We start from the raw sequence: 13,785 nt of genomic DNA, 5'->3' as shown, positions 1-13,785 counted from the left end.
GGCCGGCGCGCGGCCAAGCCTGGCGGGAACCTATCCAAAGGGAACCCCGGAATGATCGCTCGAAACACCTGTTATTTGAAACGTTTGCCCCCTATATTGGGAGTGCCGGTTCGCCGGCTATGGAAATAAACGGTCGTCGCAATAAACCATTCGGACCCGGGGGCGGTACCCGGCGCCTCCACCAAAGCCCACCAGCGGGCTAGCCCTGAGGCGGGCTTTGGCGGGGGCGAAATAGGATCGACGAGGGCGTAAAGGGCGTTCTTTTTCCCGGTATTGTTCCGCCGTTATCGGGCTATGCAATAGTTGCCAACGACAACTTTGCTCCGGTTGCTCAGGCTGCGTAACGCAGTTTGAAAGACCATTCTGAAGTCCTAACGGGTTAAGCTCCGTTAGGCGGGGTTCGGAGGCACCTGGCAACAGAAGCCTCCACTTACCTCTTATTTCCTACCCCGCGGGGACTCCTGCTGACCCGTCAGGCGCGGTACTATTGCGGCTTGGCGAGTCGGGCCGGCAGGGCCCAGCTCCTGGAATGCAACAGGACCACCATGGCGACCGATCATATCCGATACGATGTGCTGGCCCGCGACGCGCTGCGCGGCGTGTTGCGCAAGGTGCTGACCGACGCCGCGTCCCAGGGACTGCCCGGCGAGCACCATTTCTTCATCACCTTCGTGTCGAAGGCCGAGGGCGTGAAGCTGTCGTCGCGGCTGCTGGCGCAATATCCGGAAGAGATGACGATCATCCTGCAGCACCAGTTCTGGGATCTGACCGTGCTCGAGGACCGCTTCGAGGTCGGCCTGTCCTTTGGCGGCATTCCGGAGCGGCTGATCGTGCCGTTCAGCGCCATCAAGAGCTTCCTTGATCCGTCCGTGAAATTCGGCCTCCAGTTCGAGACTTCCGATGTCGCCGACGTCTCGGCCGAGACATTGCCGGCCGCTCCCGCCCCGTCCGCGGTCGCGGCGCCCCCTGCCACTGAACCTGCGGAAGGCACGGAAGAGCCGGCGGCCCCGAACCAGGGCGGCGCCGAAGTCGTGCGATTGGATCGTTTCCGCAAGAAATGATCTAGATCGGACTGGCGCCCGTCGCAGGCGGCCAAACTCCCTATATAGAGGCGCATGAAGAGGCCGCGCGGCATTTCGCGCGGCGGAATGGATGTGCTCATGGCCAAAACTTCCTCCTCGAAGACTTCCCTCTCGAAGACTTCCCGTTCGAAGACCGATCGCGCCTCGCGCCCGGCGACCCGAACCGAGACCGACAGCTTCGGCCCCATCGAGGTCCTCGCCGATCGCTATTGGGGGGCGCAGACCGAACGCTCGCGCCAGAATTTCCGGATCGGCACCGATCGCATGCCGATCTCGCTCGTGCATGCGCTCGGCATCGTCAAGCTCGCCGCGGCGCAGTCCAACCAGGAGCTCGGCCTGCTCGACCAGCGCCGCGCCAACGCCGTTATCCGCGCCGCGCGCGAGGTGATCGAGGGCAAGCTGGACGATCATTTTCCGCTGGTGGTGTGGCAGACCGGCTCGGGCACCCAGAGCAACATGAATCTCAACGAGGTCATCGCCAACCGCGCCAATGAGATGCTCGGCGGCGAGCTCGGCACCAAGAAGCCGGTGCATCCCAACGATCACGTCAACATGAGCCAGTCGTCGAACGACTCGTTCCCGACCGCGATGCATATCGCGGCGGCAAGCCGCATCACCGCCGATCTCGTCCCTGCCCTCGGCGAATTGCTGCGCGCGCTGCGCAAGAAGGAGAAGGAGTTCGCAAAGATCGTCAAGATCGGCCGCACCCACACCCAGGACGCGACGCCGCTGACGCTCGGCCAGGAATTTTCCGGCTATGCCGCGCAGGTCGAAAGCGGCATCGCCCGGCTCAAGGTCGCCGTGAAGGAGCTCTATCCGCTGGCGCAGGGCGGCACCGCCGTCGGCACCGGCCTCAATTCGAAGCCGCGCTTTGCAAAACTTTTCGCAAAGCACGTTGCCGGGATTACCAAGCTGCCCTTCACCAGCGCCGCCAACAAATTCGAGGCGCTGGCCTCGAACGACGCCTATGTGCTGGCGCACGGCGCCATCAATTCGGTCGCGACAGGACTGTTCAAGATCGCCAACGACATCCGCCTGCTCGGATCGGGTCCGCGTTCGGGCCTCGGCGAACTAATGCTGCCGGAGAACGAGCCGGGCTCCTCGATCATGCCGGGCAAGGTCAATCCGACGCAGTGCGAGGCGATGACCATGGTGTGCTGCCAGGTGTTCGGCAATCACACCGCGATCACGGTGGCCGGCAGCCAGGGCCATTTCGAACTCAACGTCTACAAGCCCGTGCTGGCCTACAACATGCTGCACTCGATCCGGCTGATGGCGGACGCCGCACGCTCCTTCACCGAGCATTGCGTCAGCGGCATCCGCGCCGACGAGAAGCGCATCAAGGAACTGATGCAGCGTTCGCTGATGCTGGTGACGGCGCTTGCCCCCAAGATCGGCTACGACAACGCGGCCAAGGTGGCCAAGACGGCACATGCCAACGGCACCACGCTGAAGGAAGAGGCGCTGCGGCTCGGCTTCGTCTCGGCGGAGGAGTTCGACCGCCTGGTGCGCCCCGAGAAGATGACCAGCCCGGGATAAATTCCGAATTCCGATAGCCATCCGTAATGATACGGAGCCCCAAGCTCCATTAAATGTAGGGCTTAAAGGACGGGATTTGATTACCGTCAATGTCGCGGCGGGATTGCGTGTTACGCAGCCCCTCCGTCCCCAACGGGGCGGAATTCATCGTTTGATGGCCCAAGGGTCGATTGACGAGGACAAGCGAATGGCGATCAAGTCTCATTGGGCGCAGTGCGGCGCACAGTTTCTGAATGTTTCATCCTGCCCACGGAGGATCGGATGATGGAGACGCGACATGGCGAACGTCATCAACCTGAATCGTTTCCGGAAGCGCGCCGAGCGGGAAGCCACGGCGAAGCAGGCGGACGCCAACCGAACGAAGTTCGGCCGCACGAAGGCGGAGCGGTCGGCGGAGGAGACGCGCGCGGACCAGGCGAAGGCGCACCTGGACCAGCACCGGATCGATCGCGAGGAGCAGCCATGAAGTCGCCCGTCGTGAAACGGTCGATCGTCGTCGCCGGCCACAAGACCAGCGTCAGCCTGGAAGAGGCGTTCTGGAACGGCATGAAGGAGATCTCGGGCCTGCGCAACATGACGCTGTCCGAGTTGGTCGGCGAGATCGACGGCAACCGCCAGCAGGGCAATCTGTCCTCGGCGATCCGCCTGTTCGTGCTCGACTACTTCAAGAGCCGCGCCATGGCCGCCATCCAGGCGGAAAAAGTCCCGGCCCAGTAGCCGTCTTGGCGCCGAGCTTGGTGCCCGATCTTGGCGCCAATCGCCTCCGTCACGAAGCTGATACTTTAAAATCACTCTAAGGTGCAGTTTCAGCGACCGAGCGCGCTTGACCTCGATGCCCTGCGTTGAAAATACAGGGCATGACCGACATCCATGATACACGTCCGCAGATGCCGCTGGGCCTGGCCCAGCGCGGCTATACCGGCGTCATCCAGCACCTTTCCCCGAAGGACGCAGGTTCGGCGCTCTCGGACATCGAGCTCGAGAGCCGGCTGATCGAGCTCGGCTTCGTCGAGGGCGCCCGGGTCGAGGTCCTGCACGAGGGGCTGGTCGGGCGCGACCCGATCGCCGTGCGGGTCGACAGCATCACCATCGCGGTCCGCCGTCGCGAAGCCATGGCCATCATCGTCGCCTGAAGCGACCGGACCCTAATTCCATGGAATTGCCCCTACTTCATCTCGCCCTGGTCGGCACGCCAAACAGCGGCAAGACCTCGCTGTTCAATGCGCTGACCGGCAGCCGGCAGAAGGTCGCGAACTATCCCGGCGTCACCGTCGAACGCAAGGAAGGCTTCTTCGTCACGCCCATGGGACGCCAGGTCTCCGTGGTCGACCTGCCCGGCACCTATTCGCTGCGCGGCCGCAGCCCGGACGAGGAGATCACCCGCGACTTCGTGCTCGGCAAAGCCACCGGCGAGATCGTGCCCGACCTGGTGCTGTGCGTGGCCGATTCCACCAATCTGCGCCTGACCATTCGGCTGCTGCTGGAGCTCAAGCGCACCGGCCGGCCGATGATCCTCGTGCTCAACATGTTCGACATCGCGACCCGCCGCGGCATCACTGTCGACGTCGAGCGGCTCGCCAAGGAGCTCGGCGTGCCCGTGGTCACCTCGATCGCGGTGCGCAAGGGCGGCACCGCCGACCTGCTGTCGCTGACCGACGAGATTTCGGCAAAGCTCGCGGCCGAGCCGGGAGAGAACAATTGGCGGGCGCTCAGCGTGGCCGATTTGCGCGCCACCCAGCGCGAAGCCGACCGCATCATCGCAGACTGCGTCAGCCTGCCCAGCAGGCCCGACACCTGGACCGCGCGGATCGACGCGATCGTGCTGCATCCCGTCGGCGGGCTGATCGTGCTCGCGGCTATCCTGTTCGTGATGTTCCAGGCGGTGTTCGCCTGGGCGCAGCCGCTGATGGAGCTGCTCAATTCGGGCTTCGACTCCCTCGGCGAGTTCGTGCATGCGACCCTGCCCGCCGGCCTGCTGCAGAGCTTCCTTCAGAACGGCGTGATATCAGGCGTCGGCAGCGTCATCGTGTTCCTGCCGCAGATCATCATCATCTTCCTGTTCATCCTGCTGCTGGAAGATTTCGGCTACATGGCGCGCGCCGCGTTCCTGATGGACCGCATCATGGGCGGCGCCGGCCTGCACGGCCGCGCCTTCATTCCGCTGCTGTCGAGCTTTGCCTGCGCCATTCCCGGCATCATGGCGACGCGCGTGATCGACAACAAGCGCGACCGGCTGACCACCATCCTGATCGCGCCGCTGATGACCTGCTCGGCGCGCATTCCCGTCTACACGCTGATCATCTCCGCCTTCATTCCGGCCAGAGACGTCTGGGGCTTCATCAACCTCCAGGGCCTCGTGATGTTCGGCCTCTACGCTGCCGGCATCATCAGCGCGCTTGCCGTCTCGTTCCTGATCAAGTTCTTCATGCTGCGCGACTATGCGCCGGCGCCGTTCATGCTGGAGCTGCCGGACTACAAAATGCCGCGGCTGAAATCGATCGCGATCGGCGTCTACACGCGGGCCAAGATGTTCCTGCACCGTGCCGGCACCACGATCTTCTCGATGATGGTGCTGATCTGGTTCCTGGCCTCGTTCCCGCAGCCGCCCGCGGGCGCAACCGAACCGGCGATCGACTTCAGCCTGGCCGCGATCATCGGCAAAGCGCTCGAGCCGCTGCTCGCGCCGGTCGGCTTCAACTGGCAGATCGCGGTCGCGCTGATCCCGGGCATGGCGGCGCGCGAGGTCGCGGTCGCAGCACTCGGCACCGTCTATGCGATCGAAGGCGGCAAGGAAGCGGCCGAGCAGATCGGCCAGGTGCTGGCGACGAAATGGTCGCTCGCGACCGCGCTATCGATGCTGGCCTGGTACATCTTCGCCCCGCAATGCGCATCCACGCTGGCCGTGATCCGGCGCGAGACCGGAAGCTGGACCTGGATGGCCGTGACCTTCTTCTACATGCTGGTGCTGGCCTATGCCGCGAGCCTTCTGACCTACAATGTCGCGGTCGCGTTCGGGGCGGGATAGCCCCTCCCGAAAATAAAAAGCGCGAAAACAACCCCATGCACAGTAGACCGACGCTGTGAGATCAATGGGTTACGCGTGTGTGAAAATCGTCAGGCCGCAGCCGGATAGAGCCCGCACAATCCGCGCGACCGGCTGTTCGGCGGTTGCACCGTCGGGCAAAACAGGCGCATGATGGTATCGTCGGAGAATTGGCGCGACGTTCCGTGGCGGCAAGATAGGCCGGCATAGTGCGCAGCGGCAAGGAAGTCCGCCGTTGCAGCTACCGTCCGCTCCGCCGAGAGCTGACCGCGGGTCGCCCCTCGGGGGCCGCCCACCCCTGAACACTCACATCCGCCAGCGCGTCGAATATAGCCGCTGTCCGTTCCAGGCGGGCGATCGTACGTGCGCCTTCGACGGCAGCGACCAACGCGGAAGCGGTCGAAGAAGCGCGCGCGGAAGTGAAACCGCACCCCCTGAAATGCTCCACAACGATCTCGGTTGAATCAGCAAATCCGCGCGCGACTCGCTTGGTCAGATCAGCGTCGAGTGCAGGAAGCTCGTTCGCCAGATTTTGCATGAGACATCCATACTGGAAATCAGAGGCGACCATTTCGGCCGCGAACGCGCCGAAAATCTGACGAACGAAACTCAGGGCATCACCGGTCGTATTCGCCGAGATAGCCCGCAACACAGCAATTCTACTCGCAACGTAGCGATCGATTGCTTCTTCTGCGAGCTGTGCCTTACCGCGCGGAAAATGAAAATAGAACGATCCTTTGGGCGAGCCGCTTTCTTCGATGATCTGGTTCAATCCCGTCGCAGTGTAGCCTTGGATGCGAAACAGTCGCTCGGCAGTGGCAATCGCGCGAGCGCGGGCGTCAGTCTTACGGGGCATCCTTCAACGTAACATGCCTGGCTTGACACCGCTATGGTGATCGCCATACTATGGCGATCACCATAGTAAATGTGCCCGTTGTACCACCGCTCTCAAATCGACCTCCAGAAGTTGCATGCGAGGGCACGACACTCTCCCGGATTGCTGCGCAGGAAATACTCATGAGTTCGAGCCACTTCAGTTTCGGCAACTGCTCCAGCGAACGGGATCACTGAGATGGCCTCTAGATCCTGCGTGATGATGCTTTTAGGAGCTGCCATGTTCACTGCGATGTCCACTCGCGTCGTTTCCGGAGAGACGTCAGGCGATGCCATCTGGCACAATAAAATCCCTGCCGCTTTGAGTGAGCCTGCCGCTGATATCGATAAGGATCCGAACCTTCAGCACAGATATGCGGAGAATGCGGGAACGAAAATCCACTACGTCACCATGGGATCCAATCAAAAACCGCTGATGGTGTTTGTGCACGGATTTCCCGACTTTTGGTATTCCTGGCGAAATCAGCTCCAGGAATTTTCAGCAAATTATCAGGTGGTCGCCCTTGATCTGCGCGGTTACGATTTGAGCGATCGGCCAGAAGGTGTCGAGAACTATAAGTTTCCGGTTCTCCTTGATGACATCCGCGCCGTGATCGATGCAGAGGCAAACGGGCGCAAGGCCATCCTGATTGGGCACGACTGGGGCGCCGCTTTATCGTGGCTATTCACCGGGCAAAATCCGGATCTGATCGAAAGACTTGTCGTCCTCAGCGTGCCTCATCCAGGCGCCATCACGAGGGAGTTGCTCCCTTGGAACCACCCTATCGCGCAGGCCAAGGCCAGCGCCTACGCCACACGGTTCTTCGCTCGAGGCAAAGGCGACAATCTGACTGCGCAGGATTTGGCATACTGGGTCGTCGATCCCCAAGTTAGGAGTCGATACATCGAGGCTTTCGCGAAATCCTCCATCACGTCCATGATGAATTATTACAAAGCCAACTACGCGTTTTCTCAGCTTGCGCTCAATCTTTTCGATCCAACCATGAAGAAGCTCACCGGTGCCGCGATCAAATGCCCGGTCTTGCATGTGCACGGAATCGAGGAGAGCCACGCTTTGCTAAGCACTATTGATTTGGAAAAGTCATGGATTGAAAATCCCGACAATCTCACGGTCAAAATCGTACCTGGCGTTGGCCACTTCATTCAGCATGAAGTGCCGGACTACCTTAATCAGACGATTGCCTCCTGGTTGAAAGATTCAGGAAGCTGAGCCCGGTCTTGCGAGGCTAAGCGCCGAGGGGCTTCGTGAAGATCACCTGGCCGGCCTCCTCGTCGCATTGCATCTCGATGCCGAGCTATCCGGCTCAGCGTACTCGCTCAGTGCGTTCGCTCGGTGTACTGGGGCCCGAACTGACGTCTTCTTCGTTCGAATCGCTCTCCGGCTCCTGGATCAGCACGGCCGGTTCGTCGTAACCCTTGCGGCTGCTGTAGAACACCAGCGCCATCAAGCCGATGCCGACGACCAGCGAAAACACGACACCGAGCACCAGTGCGACATAACCCGACGCTGGCACCTCCGTCGTCGTGCTGAACCAGCCAAGATAGCCGAGCGCGCCGGCACCGACGAGGAAGGCGCATAACACCGCTATGACCAGCCATCTGGCGATCTTGCCGTCTCCGGGAGCGGGTGATTCCGGTTGCCCGTCTGTGCTGTTCATGGATCTCTCCTCATGGCGATGCGTCGCGCGGCCATCCCGTCACGCTAGGGTGCGGTGACCTTGGTCGCGATCGCGTGCAGGGCCGCCGTCATGGCGACAATTGCAGCCTTGGCCGGCTCGCCGATGCCGTGACGCCCGGCGATATACGCCGGATCGTTGTAGGACAACCAGGTCGCGCCTTGCTCGTCCTGCCAGACCAGCGCCTTCAGCGGCAGATCGATGCCGCTGGTCTGCGACTGCTGCATCAATGGCGTACCACCCCTGGCGTTCCCGAAGATGATGAGATTGGTCGGGCGCAACGGCAGGCCGGCAGCGGCGGCGCCCGCGGCGTGATCGACATGGGCGAATATTGTGAGGCCCTTGGCCGTCACTTCCGCTTCCAGCCGCTTCATCGTCTCTTCAGGCCCGAAACTGCTCCTGATCGTGATGAGTCCGTCGACGGCCATTGCTTGGGTCTCCCATAAACATGTCGCAGCAACCAGGACGAGGATCTTGAGCAGCGCCGAAACCCTCATGATCACACGCTCATTTCTTGCGGAATAGTTTTGCCGGATCGAATTGCGGATCCGGAATGAAGCCGTCGCGGTTGGGCATCTTGATCTTCGGCAAGCTGTCCTTGTCGACCTTGCCGTCGGGAGGAACGATGCCGTTCAGACTCAGGATGTAGGCGGTGACGGCATAGGTGTCGTCGGTGCTGAGCGAACCCGGTGTGGGATATGGCATCGCGCGGTGAATGTAGTCGTACAAGGTCGTCGCATAAGGCCAGAAGCTGCCGACGGTCTTGACAGGCGCGCTGGAGGCGAGTGTGCCCTGCCCACCGGCCAGACGATCCTTGATCCCGCCCTGGCCATTGTCGCCATGACAGGCCGCGCAATTGTCGGCGAAGACCTGCTTACCTTGCGCAACCGTGCCGCTGCCCACAGGCAGACCCTTGCCATCGGGTGCGACGTCGATGTCCCATAGCTTGATCTCCTCCGGAGTCGCGGGACGGCCGAAATCGAATGCAAATGCGGGCGCCGCGAGCAGGCCGAGCGTGAGAGCCGCTGCGACAAGCCGATTGTTATGCGAGGACATTGCGGACCCTCCCGGCCTCGTCGATGCTCCAGGTCTGCTGCGCATTGTAGTGGAACAGCGCATTGCTCCCCGTCGCGGCGATGAAGGATTGCCGGTCCGGCTGAACGTTGCCTTGCTCATCGGTCGAGCGACTCACGATCCTTGTCGGCTTGCCGTCCCAGACCCAGTCCATCTGGAATCGAACCTGCGCCTTCGACAGCACCGGCTGATTCAGCTGCGCCTGTTTCCAGATTTTCGCGCCGTCGGTCGATATCTCGACCTTGGCGATCTTGCCATGGCCGCTCCAGGCGAGACCGGAGATTATGTTGTAGCCGGGCTGGATCTGCATCGTGCCCGAGGGCTGCGTGATGACGGAGTTGGTTTCCATCCTCAGCTGAAACTGGCGGGCCGTGCCGTTGGCCAGCAGCTGCGTGTAGCGCGCCGTTTCCCAGCGGGTCATCCAGGGCTCAGTGCCGAACTTGAGACGGCGCAGCCATTTGATGTTGAGATTGCCCTCGAAGCCCGGCATCACCAGCCGCATTGGAAATCCATGCGCGGGGCGCAGTGGTTCGCCGTTCTGACCGTAGGCGATAAAGGCCTCGTTCACGATTTCGTCGGTCAGCGGAATGCTGCGGTCGACGCCCGCGCCATCGCCTCCCTCGGCGAGCATCCAGTTCGAGTTCTTCTCCTTGCCCGAGAGACCAATCAGGAACTTCAGCGGAACGCCGGTCCACTCATTGGTGCTGACGAGGCCGTGCGTGTTCTGCACCGTCAGATCAGGGTCCGCCTTCTTCCAGTTTTCCCATCCGTTTCCAGTGCATTCGATGAAGACCACGCGCGTAACCGACGGCATCCGCTTGAGATCGTCGACGCTGAACACCAGCGGCTTCCGAACCAGGCCATGGATGAGCAGACGGTGCTGCGCGGGATCGATGTCCGGCACCCCGGAATGGCTGCGCTCGTAATGCAGATCGGTTGGCGTGATGTTGCCCACCAGCTTCTGATGCGGCGTCTTGGAATTGATGGCATCACTGGGGTCGACGTTGCGCTTGCCAGGTCCCGCCTCGGGAATGCGATCGATCTTGACGAAGCGCGATCGTTCGCTGTGCGCACCGAGATCGGCGCCGGGCCCGCGATCAGGGATTTCGGCCAGCGTTTGCGCCACCGCCGCTTCGGTCGCAACCGCGCCCAGAACGCCCGCCGACAGGCCTCCCACAAAACCACGACGCGAGACGCTCGCGGGCCGTGACGGTGATTCGATTTGCGTTTTGGACGTCATGCAATCTCCGTCGACCTTCGTGCTGATTTGGAAATTCCACCGCTTTTCCATGGGAACATTGACCGAATGCCGCCGAAATTGCCCGTTAGGATGTGTTAGAAATCATGATGGGTGGCGAAGGCGCGTCATCCTGCCCTGCTCCGAAAGCGGCTATCCGGGTCCATGGATCATTTCAGCACCGAGAACCTGACTGCCGAGAGGCTTCGTGAGGATCACCTCGCGGACCTCGTCGCATTGCATCTCGATGCCGAGGTGTCCCGATATCTCGGCGGCGTGCGCCCGGCGGAAAGGACCAAGACCTATCTCGACGCCAATATGGCGCATTGGGACCAGCATGGCTTCGGGCTGTGGGTGTTGCGAACGAAAGACGGGGCATTCGCCGGGCGAGCGGGCATCCGGCACATCCTGGTGGACGATATCGACGAGATCGAGATTGCCTATGCGTTCAAGCGCGAATTCTGGGGCCGTGGACTTGCAAGCGAGACCGCGTCCGCACTGACGGATATCGGACTGTTACACCACCAGCTGCCGTCCCTCATCGGCCTGGTCTACGTCGGCAACGGCGCATCGCGCCGCGTTCTGGAGAAGGCCAACTATCTCTTCGAGCGAAGCACATTCCGTCACGGCGAAGACGTCGTGATCTACCGTATCCGGCGGTGAGAGACGCAAGTTCGTAGGATGGGTAGAGCGAAGCGAACCCATCACGCATCAACACGCCCGGAGGCAAGATGGGTTTCGCAAGGGCTCTACCCATCCTACAGCTGCGCCGCTGTCGGCGCATTGGCGTGCCATTGAAGGAGCGGCGGTGGTACCCTGCTCTCCGTCATTGCGAGCCACCGGGTCCGCGCGAAGCGCGGCCCGATGACAGGCTCCGCGAAGCAATCCAGACCGCCTCCGCGGGAAGATTCTGGATTGCTTCGCTGCGCTCGCAATGACGGTGTGGAAACAGCCGCGTAACGCGGATGGAGCGGACGCCTCAGGTGCCCTACCTGAAATACCCCAGCACGAGATCGACATCCGCGCTGCCGGCCACCGTGCCGTTCAGCTCGGCGTCGATGACGCGGCGGCAAGCTTCGATCGCGGCGTGGTCACCGAGGTCGTTGGCGGCTTCCAGCACGAGCCAGGCGGCATCGACCGAGGCCTGGTCCGCTGCTCCCCCGCCGATCTCGCCGGCTGCGGCCTTGTTGAGGTCCTTGTTTGGATTCTTGCGAACGGCGGTGCCGAATTGAGGCAACATTGCAAATACTCCCTGCCAATTCCCGGATGATGCTCGGTGTACCTGTTCGGTGGACCGCTCAGTGCACCTGCAGCTCGGGCTGACGACCCGTGACGGGATCGGTGCCGGTCTTGCGCGACTGGTAGAACTTCAAGACGCTGCGCGAGGTCTCGATCTTGAGCTTGCCGAAATCGCGCTCGTTGTCGTGGAGCTCGCGCGCCGTGATCAGATGATCCTTGGCGCCGAGGAACAGCAGCGACATCGTGGTGTCCCATGAGAAATCGAGCGCCTTGCACAGCACCAGGATCATCTCGCGATTGCGGTCCATCATCGCACGCTCGATCACGTCGACAGGCAGCGATGACAGCAGCGACAGCCCGATCTGCACCTCGTCGAAGCGGTGCTGGCGCGCATAGTTCGAGATCGAATCCTGGTTGAGGTTGCCCTGCCGGTACTGCGTCGTCACCACGCGCTTGGCGACGAAATAGCTGCGCGAGGATGGGCCGAACTTGGATTGCAGGTCGCCGGTGACGTCGCTCACCGAACTCTGGATCTGCGCCATCATTTCTGGGCGCTCGTGCTCGAGCCGGCGGCGGACGTCCTCCGACGCCTTCGAGATCAGCTGCTGGAAGATGTGACGCGGCACGTCCTTGCGCAGGCCAAGCTGCTCGGCAAGAATCGAGTCACCCTCGGCACGGCGAACCATGTGGAGCAGGCCCGAGCCGGAGAAGCGCGCGCCCTCGTTCCGGGCAACCGACGTCACGACCTCCTGGTCGCCGCGCTTGACCAGCACGTCGGTGACGGCCTCGCCGATCGACTTGCGCTGGGCGATCGCGAGCAGATGCGACTGGCTCTTGGTCATGGCGCTCTCGATCAGCAGCTTCTCGTCGATACGATTGGAGTCGCGCAGCACGGGGCCTGCGACCTCGATCTCGTCGGCGGTCGCGAGTTGCGCAATGACATTGAGCGGAGCGTGATCGCAGGCTGCCATGACCTCAGAGAGCTGCACCCGCGCAGCAACCTCGATCTCGTCGGCGAGCCGGCCGATGACCTCGCCGAACGTGCTGATCTCGTCGTCGCTGTAGCGGCCGGTGATCAGAATGTCGGTCGCATGCCACAACGCCTTGTTCCGGCTTTCGTCGGTGCCGCGTGCGATCGCGTCGTCCAGATCCTGCAGAAGTGTTGTCGCGCCGTTCATCCCGATGACCCCAGTTCTTGGCTAGCCATCCTGCTTGTGCCGCAGGACGCCGAGTTCCTCTGGGAACAGAGACTAGGGAACAAACGCGAGAATCCGGTAAAGTCGGCAGATCAGTTTTGCCGGGCAAAATTCGTTAAAAAGCGAGGGAATGAGTTTACCGGTGGGCCACCGGCGAAGGTGCGCTCCCTCTCCCGCCTGCGGGAGAGGGTTGGGAGAGGGTGTCTCAACGGAGGGATTCCCCCAGAGGAGAGAGCCCTCACCCGGCACGCGGGACGATGCTTCGCATCGCCCGGACGCGCCGACCTCTCCCGCAAGCGGGAGAGGTTAAGAAGGCGAGCGGCCCGACCTCCAAACCAATCACGGATTCGACGGCGTCAGCACCAGCGGCGGCTTGGGCCTGGGCTTTGCGGGCGGCGGGCCCGGGGCCGGCCTCACGTCGATCGGCGGGGGCAGCGGTGCGATCTGTTGGCTTGCAAGCGGCTGGCTTGTGAGTGGAGGGCTTGTCAGTGGCGGGCTTGGCGCCGCGGGAGCGGCGTGCGGCGGCTTCGGTGTCGGCGCAACCCTGATATCCGCCTTGGGCTTCGGCGGCGGCGCGCGGCGCGGATCGCGGCCGGGCATCGGCACATCCTGCAGCGACGGCTCCGGCACGGGATCCGGCGACACCAGCGTCGGCAGCGCGGCGGTCGCCGGCGGCGGGGGGCCCCCCCCCGGGGGGGGGGGCCCCGGGGGGGGGGGGGGGGCCCCCCCCACGGCTCGATGGCGCCGCCCGCACCGGGCTGAAATCGTGGAGCGTCGAGGACGTCACGGAATATCTTCAGAGCGG

General features: G+C 62.6%; 15 protein-coding genes and 1 other RNA gene. 9 read left to right on the top strand and 7 right to left on the bottom strand.

Annotated elements, in window-relative coordinates; genetic code table 11:
- Positions 1-65: 65 nt before the first annotated feature.
- From ssrA to feoB, 7 genes are all read left to right on the top strand, one after another.
- Positions 66-431, top strand: a transfer-messenger RNA (tmRNA) gene (ssrA, locus tag AC0L3K_RS37110).
- 114 nt (positions 432-545) lie between these two features.
- Entirely contained in the window at positions 546-1,061 is a 516-nt protein-coding gene (locus AC0L3K_RS37105; protein ID WP_473367933.1) for an SspB family protein, read from the top strand.
- An 87-nt stretch (positions 1,062-1,148) separates the two neighbouring features.
- Positions 1,149-2,621, top strand: coding sequence for a class II fumarate hydratase (gene fumC / locus AC0L3K_RS37100; RefSeq protein WP_219683513.1), 1,473 nt, complete (start codon positions 1,149-1,151; stop codon positions 2,619-2,621).
- Between the two features lie 277 nt (positions 2,622-2,898).
- The gene (locus tag AC0L3K_RS37095) at positions 2,899-3,087 is read left to right on the top strand and encodes a DUF4169 family protein (protein ID WP_007600963.1); all 189 of its coding nucleotides are present in this window, start codon (positions 2,899-2,901) and stop codon (positions 3,085-3,087) included.
- Positions 3,084-3,338 carry a ribbon-helix-helix domain-containing protein gene (locus tag AC0L3K_RS37090; RefSeq protein ID WP_007600962.1) on the top strand — a complete coding sequence of 85 codons (255 nt, stop codon included), beginning with the start codon at positions 3,084-3,086 and terminating at the stop codon, positions 3,336-3,338. Before AC0L3K_RS37095 ends, AC0L3K_RS37090 begins: the two co-directional genes overlap by 4 nt.
- A gap of 140 nt (positions 3,339-3,478) precedes the next feature.
- Entirely contained in the window at positions 3,479-3,754 is a 276-nt protein-coding gene (locus AC0L3K_RS37085) for a FeoA family protein (protein WP_007600961.1), read from the top strand.
- 20 nt (positions 3,755-3,774) lie between these two features.
- Positions 3,775-5,646 (top strand): ferrous iron transporter B, encoded by a 1,872-nt coding sequence (feoB, locus tag AC0L3K_RS37080; RefSeq protein WP_007600960.1) that lies wholly within the window; start codon positions 3,775-3,777, stop codon positions 5,644-5,646.
- Between the two features lie 259 nt (positions 5,647-5,905).
- On the opposite strand, the gene AC0L3K_RS37075 is transcribed toward feoB, so the two are convergent.
- Entirely contained in the window at positions 5,906-6,520 is a 615-nt protein-coding gene (locus AC0L3K_RS37075) for a TetR/AcrR family transcriptional regulator (RefSeq protein ID WP_007600959.1), read from the bottom strand.
- A gap of 258 nt (positions 6,521-6,778) precedes the next feature.
- Between AC0L3K_RS37075 and AC0L3K_RS37070 the strand changes: the two genes are divergently transcribed.
- Positions 6,779-7,768, top strand: a complete 990-nt coding sequence (locus tag AC0L3K_RS37070; protein ID WP_007600958.1) for an alpha/beta fold hydrolase — start codon at positions 6,779-6,781, stop codon at positions 7,766-7,768.
- Positions 7,769-7,862: 94 nt separating this feature from the next.
- Here AC0L3K_RS37070 and AC0L3K_RS37065 read toward each other — a convergent pair whose 3' ends face one another.
- The 4 genes from AC0L3K_RS37065 to soxC are packed head-to-tail and all read right to left on the bottom strand — an operon-like array spanning position 7,863 to position 10,548.
- Positions 7,863-8,216, bottom strand: coding sequence for a hypothetical protein (locus tag AC0L3K_RS37065; protein WP_007600957.1), 354 nt, complete (start codon positions 8,214-8,216; stop codon positions 7,863-7,865).
- 44 nt (positions 8,217-8,260) lie between these two features.
- Complete coding sequence (locus AC0L3K_RS37060) at positions 8,261-8,731, bottom strand: DUF302 domain-containing protein (protein ID WP_007600956.1); 471 nt, start codon at positions 8,729-8,731, stop codon at positions 8,261-8,263.
- Between the two features lie 10 nt (positions 8,732-8,741).
- Positions 8,742-9,290 (bottom strand): c-type cytochrome, encoded by a 549-nt coding sequence (locus AC0L3K_RS37055; protein ID WP_007600955.1) that lies wholly within the window; start codon positions 9,288-9,290, stop codon positions 8,742-8,744.
- A complete protein-coding gene (soxC, locus tag AC0L3K_RS37050; protein WP_007600954.1) occupies positions 9,277-10,548 on the bottom strand; it encodes a sulfite dehydrogenase in 1,272 nt (423 codons plus the stop codon). Before soxC ends, AC0L3K_RS37055 begins: the two co-directional genes overlap by 14 nt.
- Positions 10,549-10,710: 162 nt before the next feature.
- Between soxC and AC0L3K_RS37045 the strand changes: the two genes are divergently transcribed.
- Positions 10,711-11,208 carry a GNAT family N-acetyltransferase gene (locus AC0L3K_RS37045; RefSeq protein ID WP_007600952.1) on the top strand — a complete coding sequence of 166 codons (498 nt, stop codon included), beginning with the start codon at positions 10,711-10,713 and terminating at the stop codon, positions 11,206-11,208.
- A gap of 325 nt (positions 11,209-11,533) precedes the next feature.
- On the opposite strand, the gene AC0L3K_RS37040 is transcribed toward AC0L3K_RS37045, so the two are convergent.
- Both AC0L3K_RS37040 and AC0L3K_RS37035 read right to left on the bottom strand, forming a co-directional pair.
- The gene (locus AC0L3K_RS37040) at positions 11,534-11,785 is read right to left on the bottom strand and encodes a hypothetical protein (protein ID WP_354128121.1); all 252 of its coding nucleotides are present in this window, start codon (positions 11,783-11,785) and stop codon (positions 11,534-11,536) included.
- 58 nt (positions 11,786-11,843) lie between these two features.
- Complete coding sequence (locus AC0L3K_RS37035; RefSeq protein ID WP_007600948.1) at positions 11,844-12,962, bottom strand: DUF2336 domain-containing protein; 1,119 nt, start codon at positions 12,960-12,962, stop codon at positions 11,844-11,846.
- Between the last annotated feature and the right edge of the window lie 823 nt (positions 12,963-13,785).

This window comes from Bradyrhizobium sp. MI1.10 (genome assembly GCF_055811035.1).
Note: the sequence above shows the minus strand (reverse complement) of the source record. Positions and strands in the feature narration are given on the sequence as shown.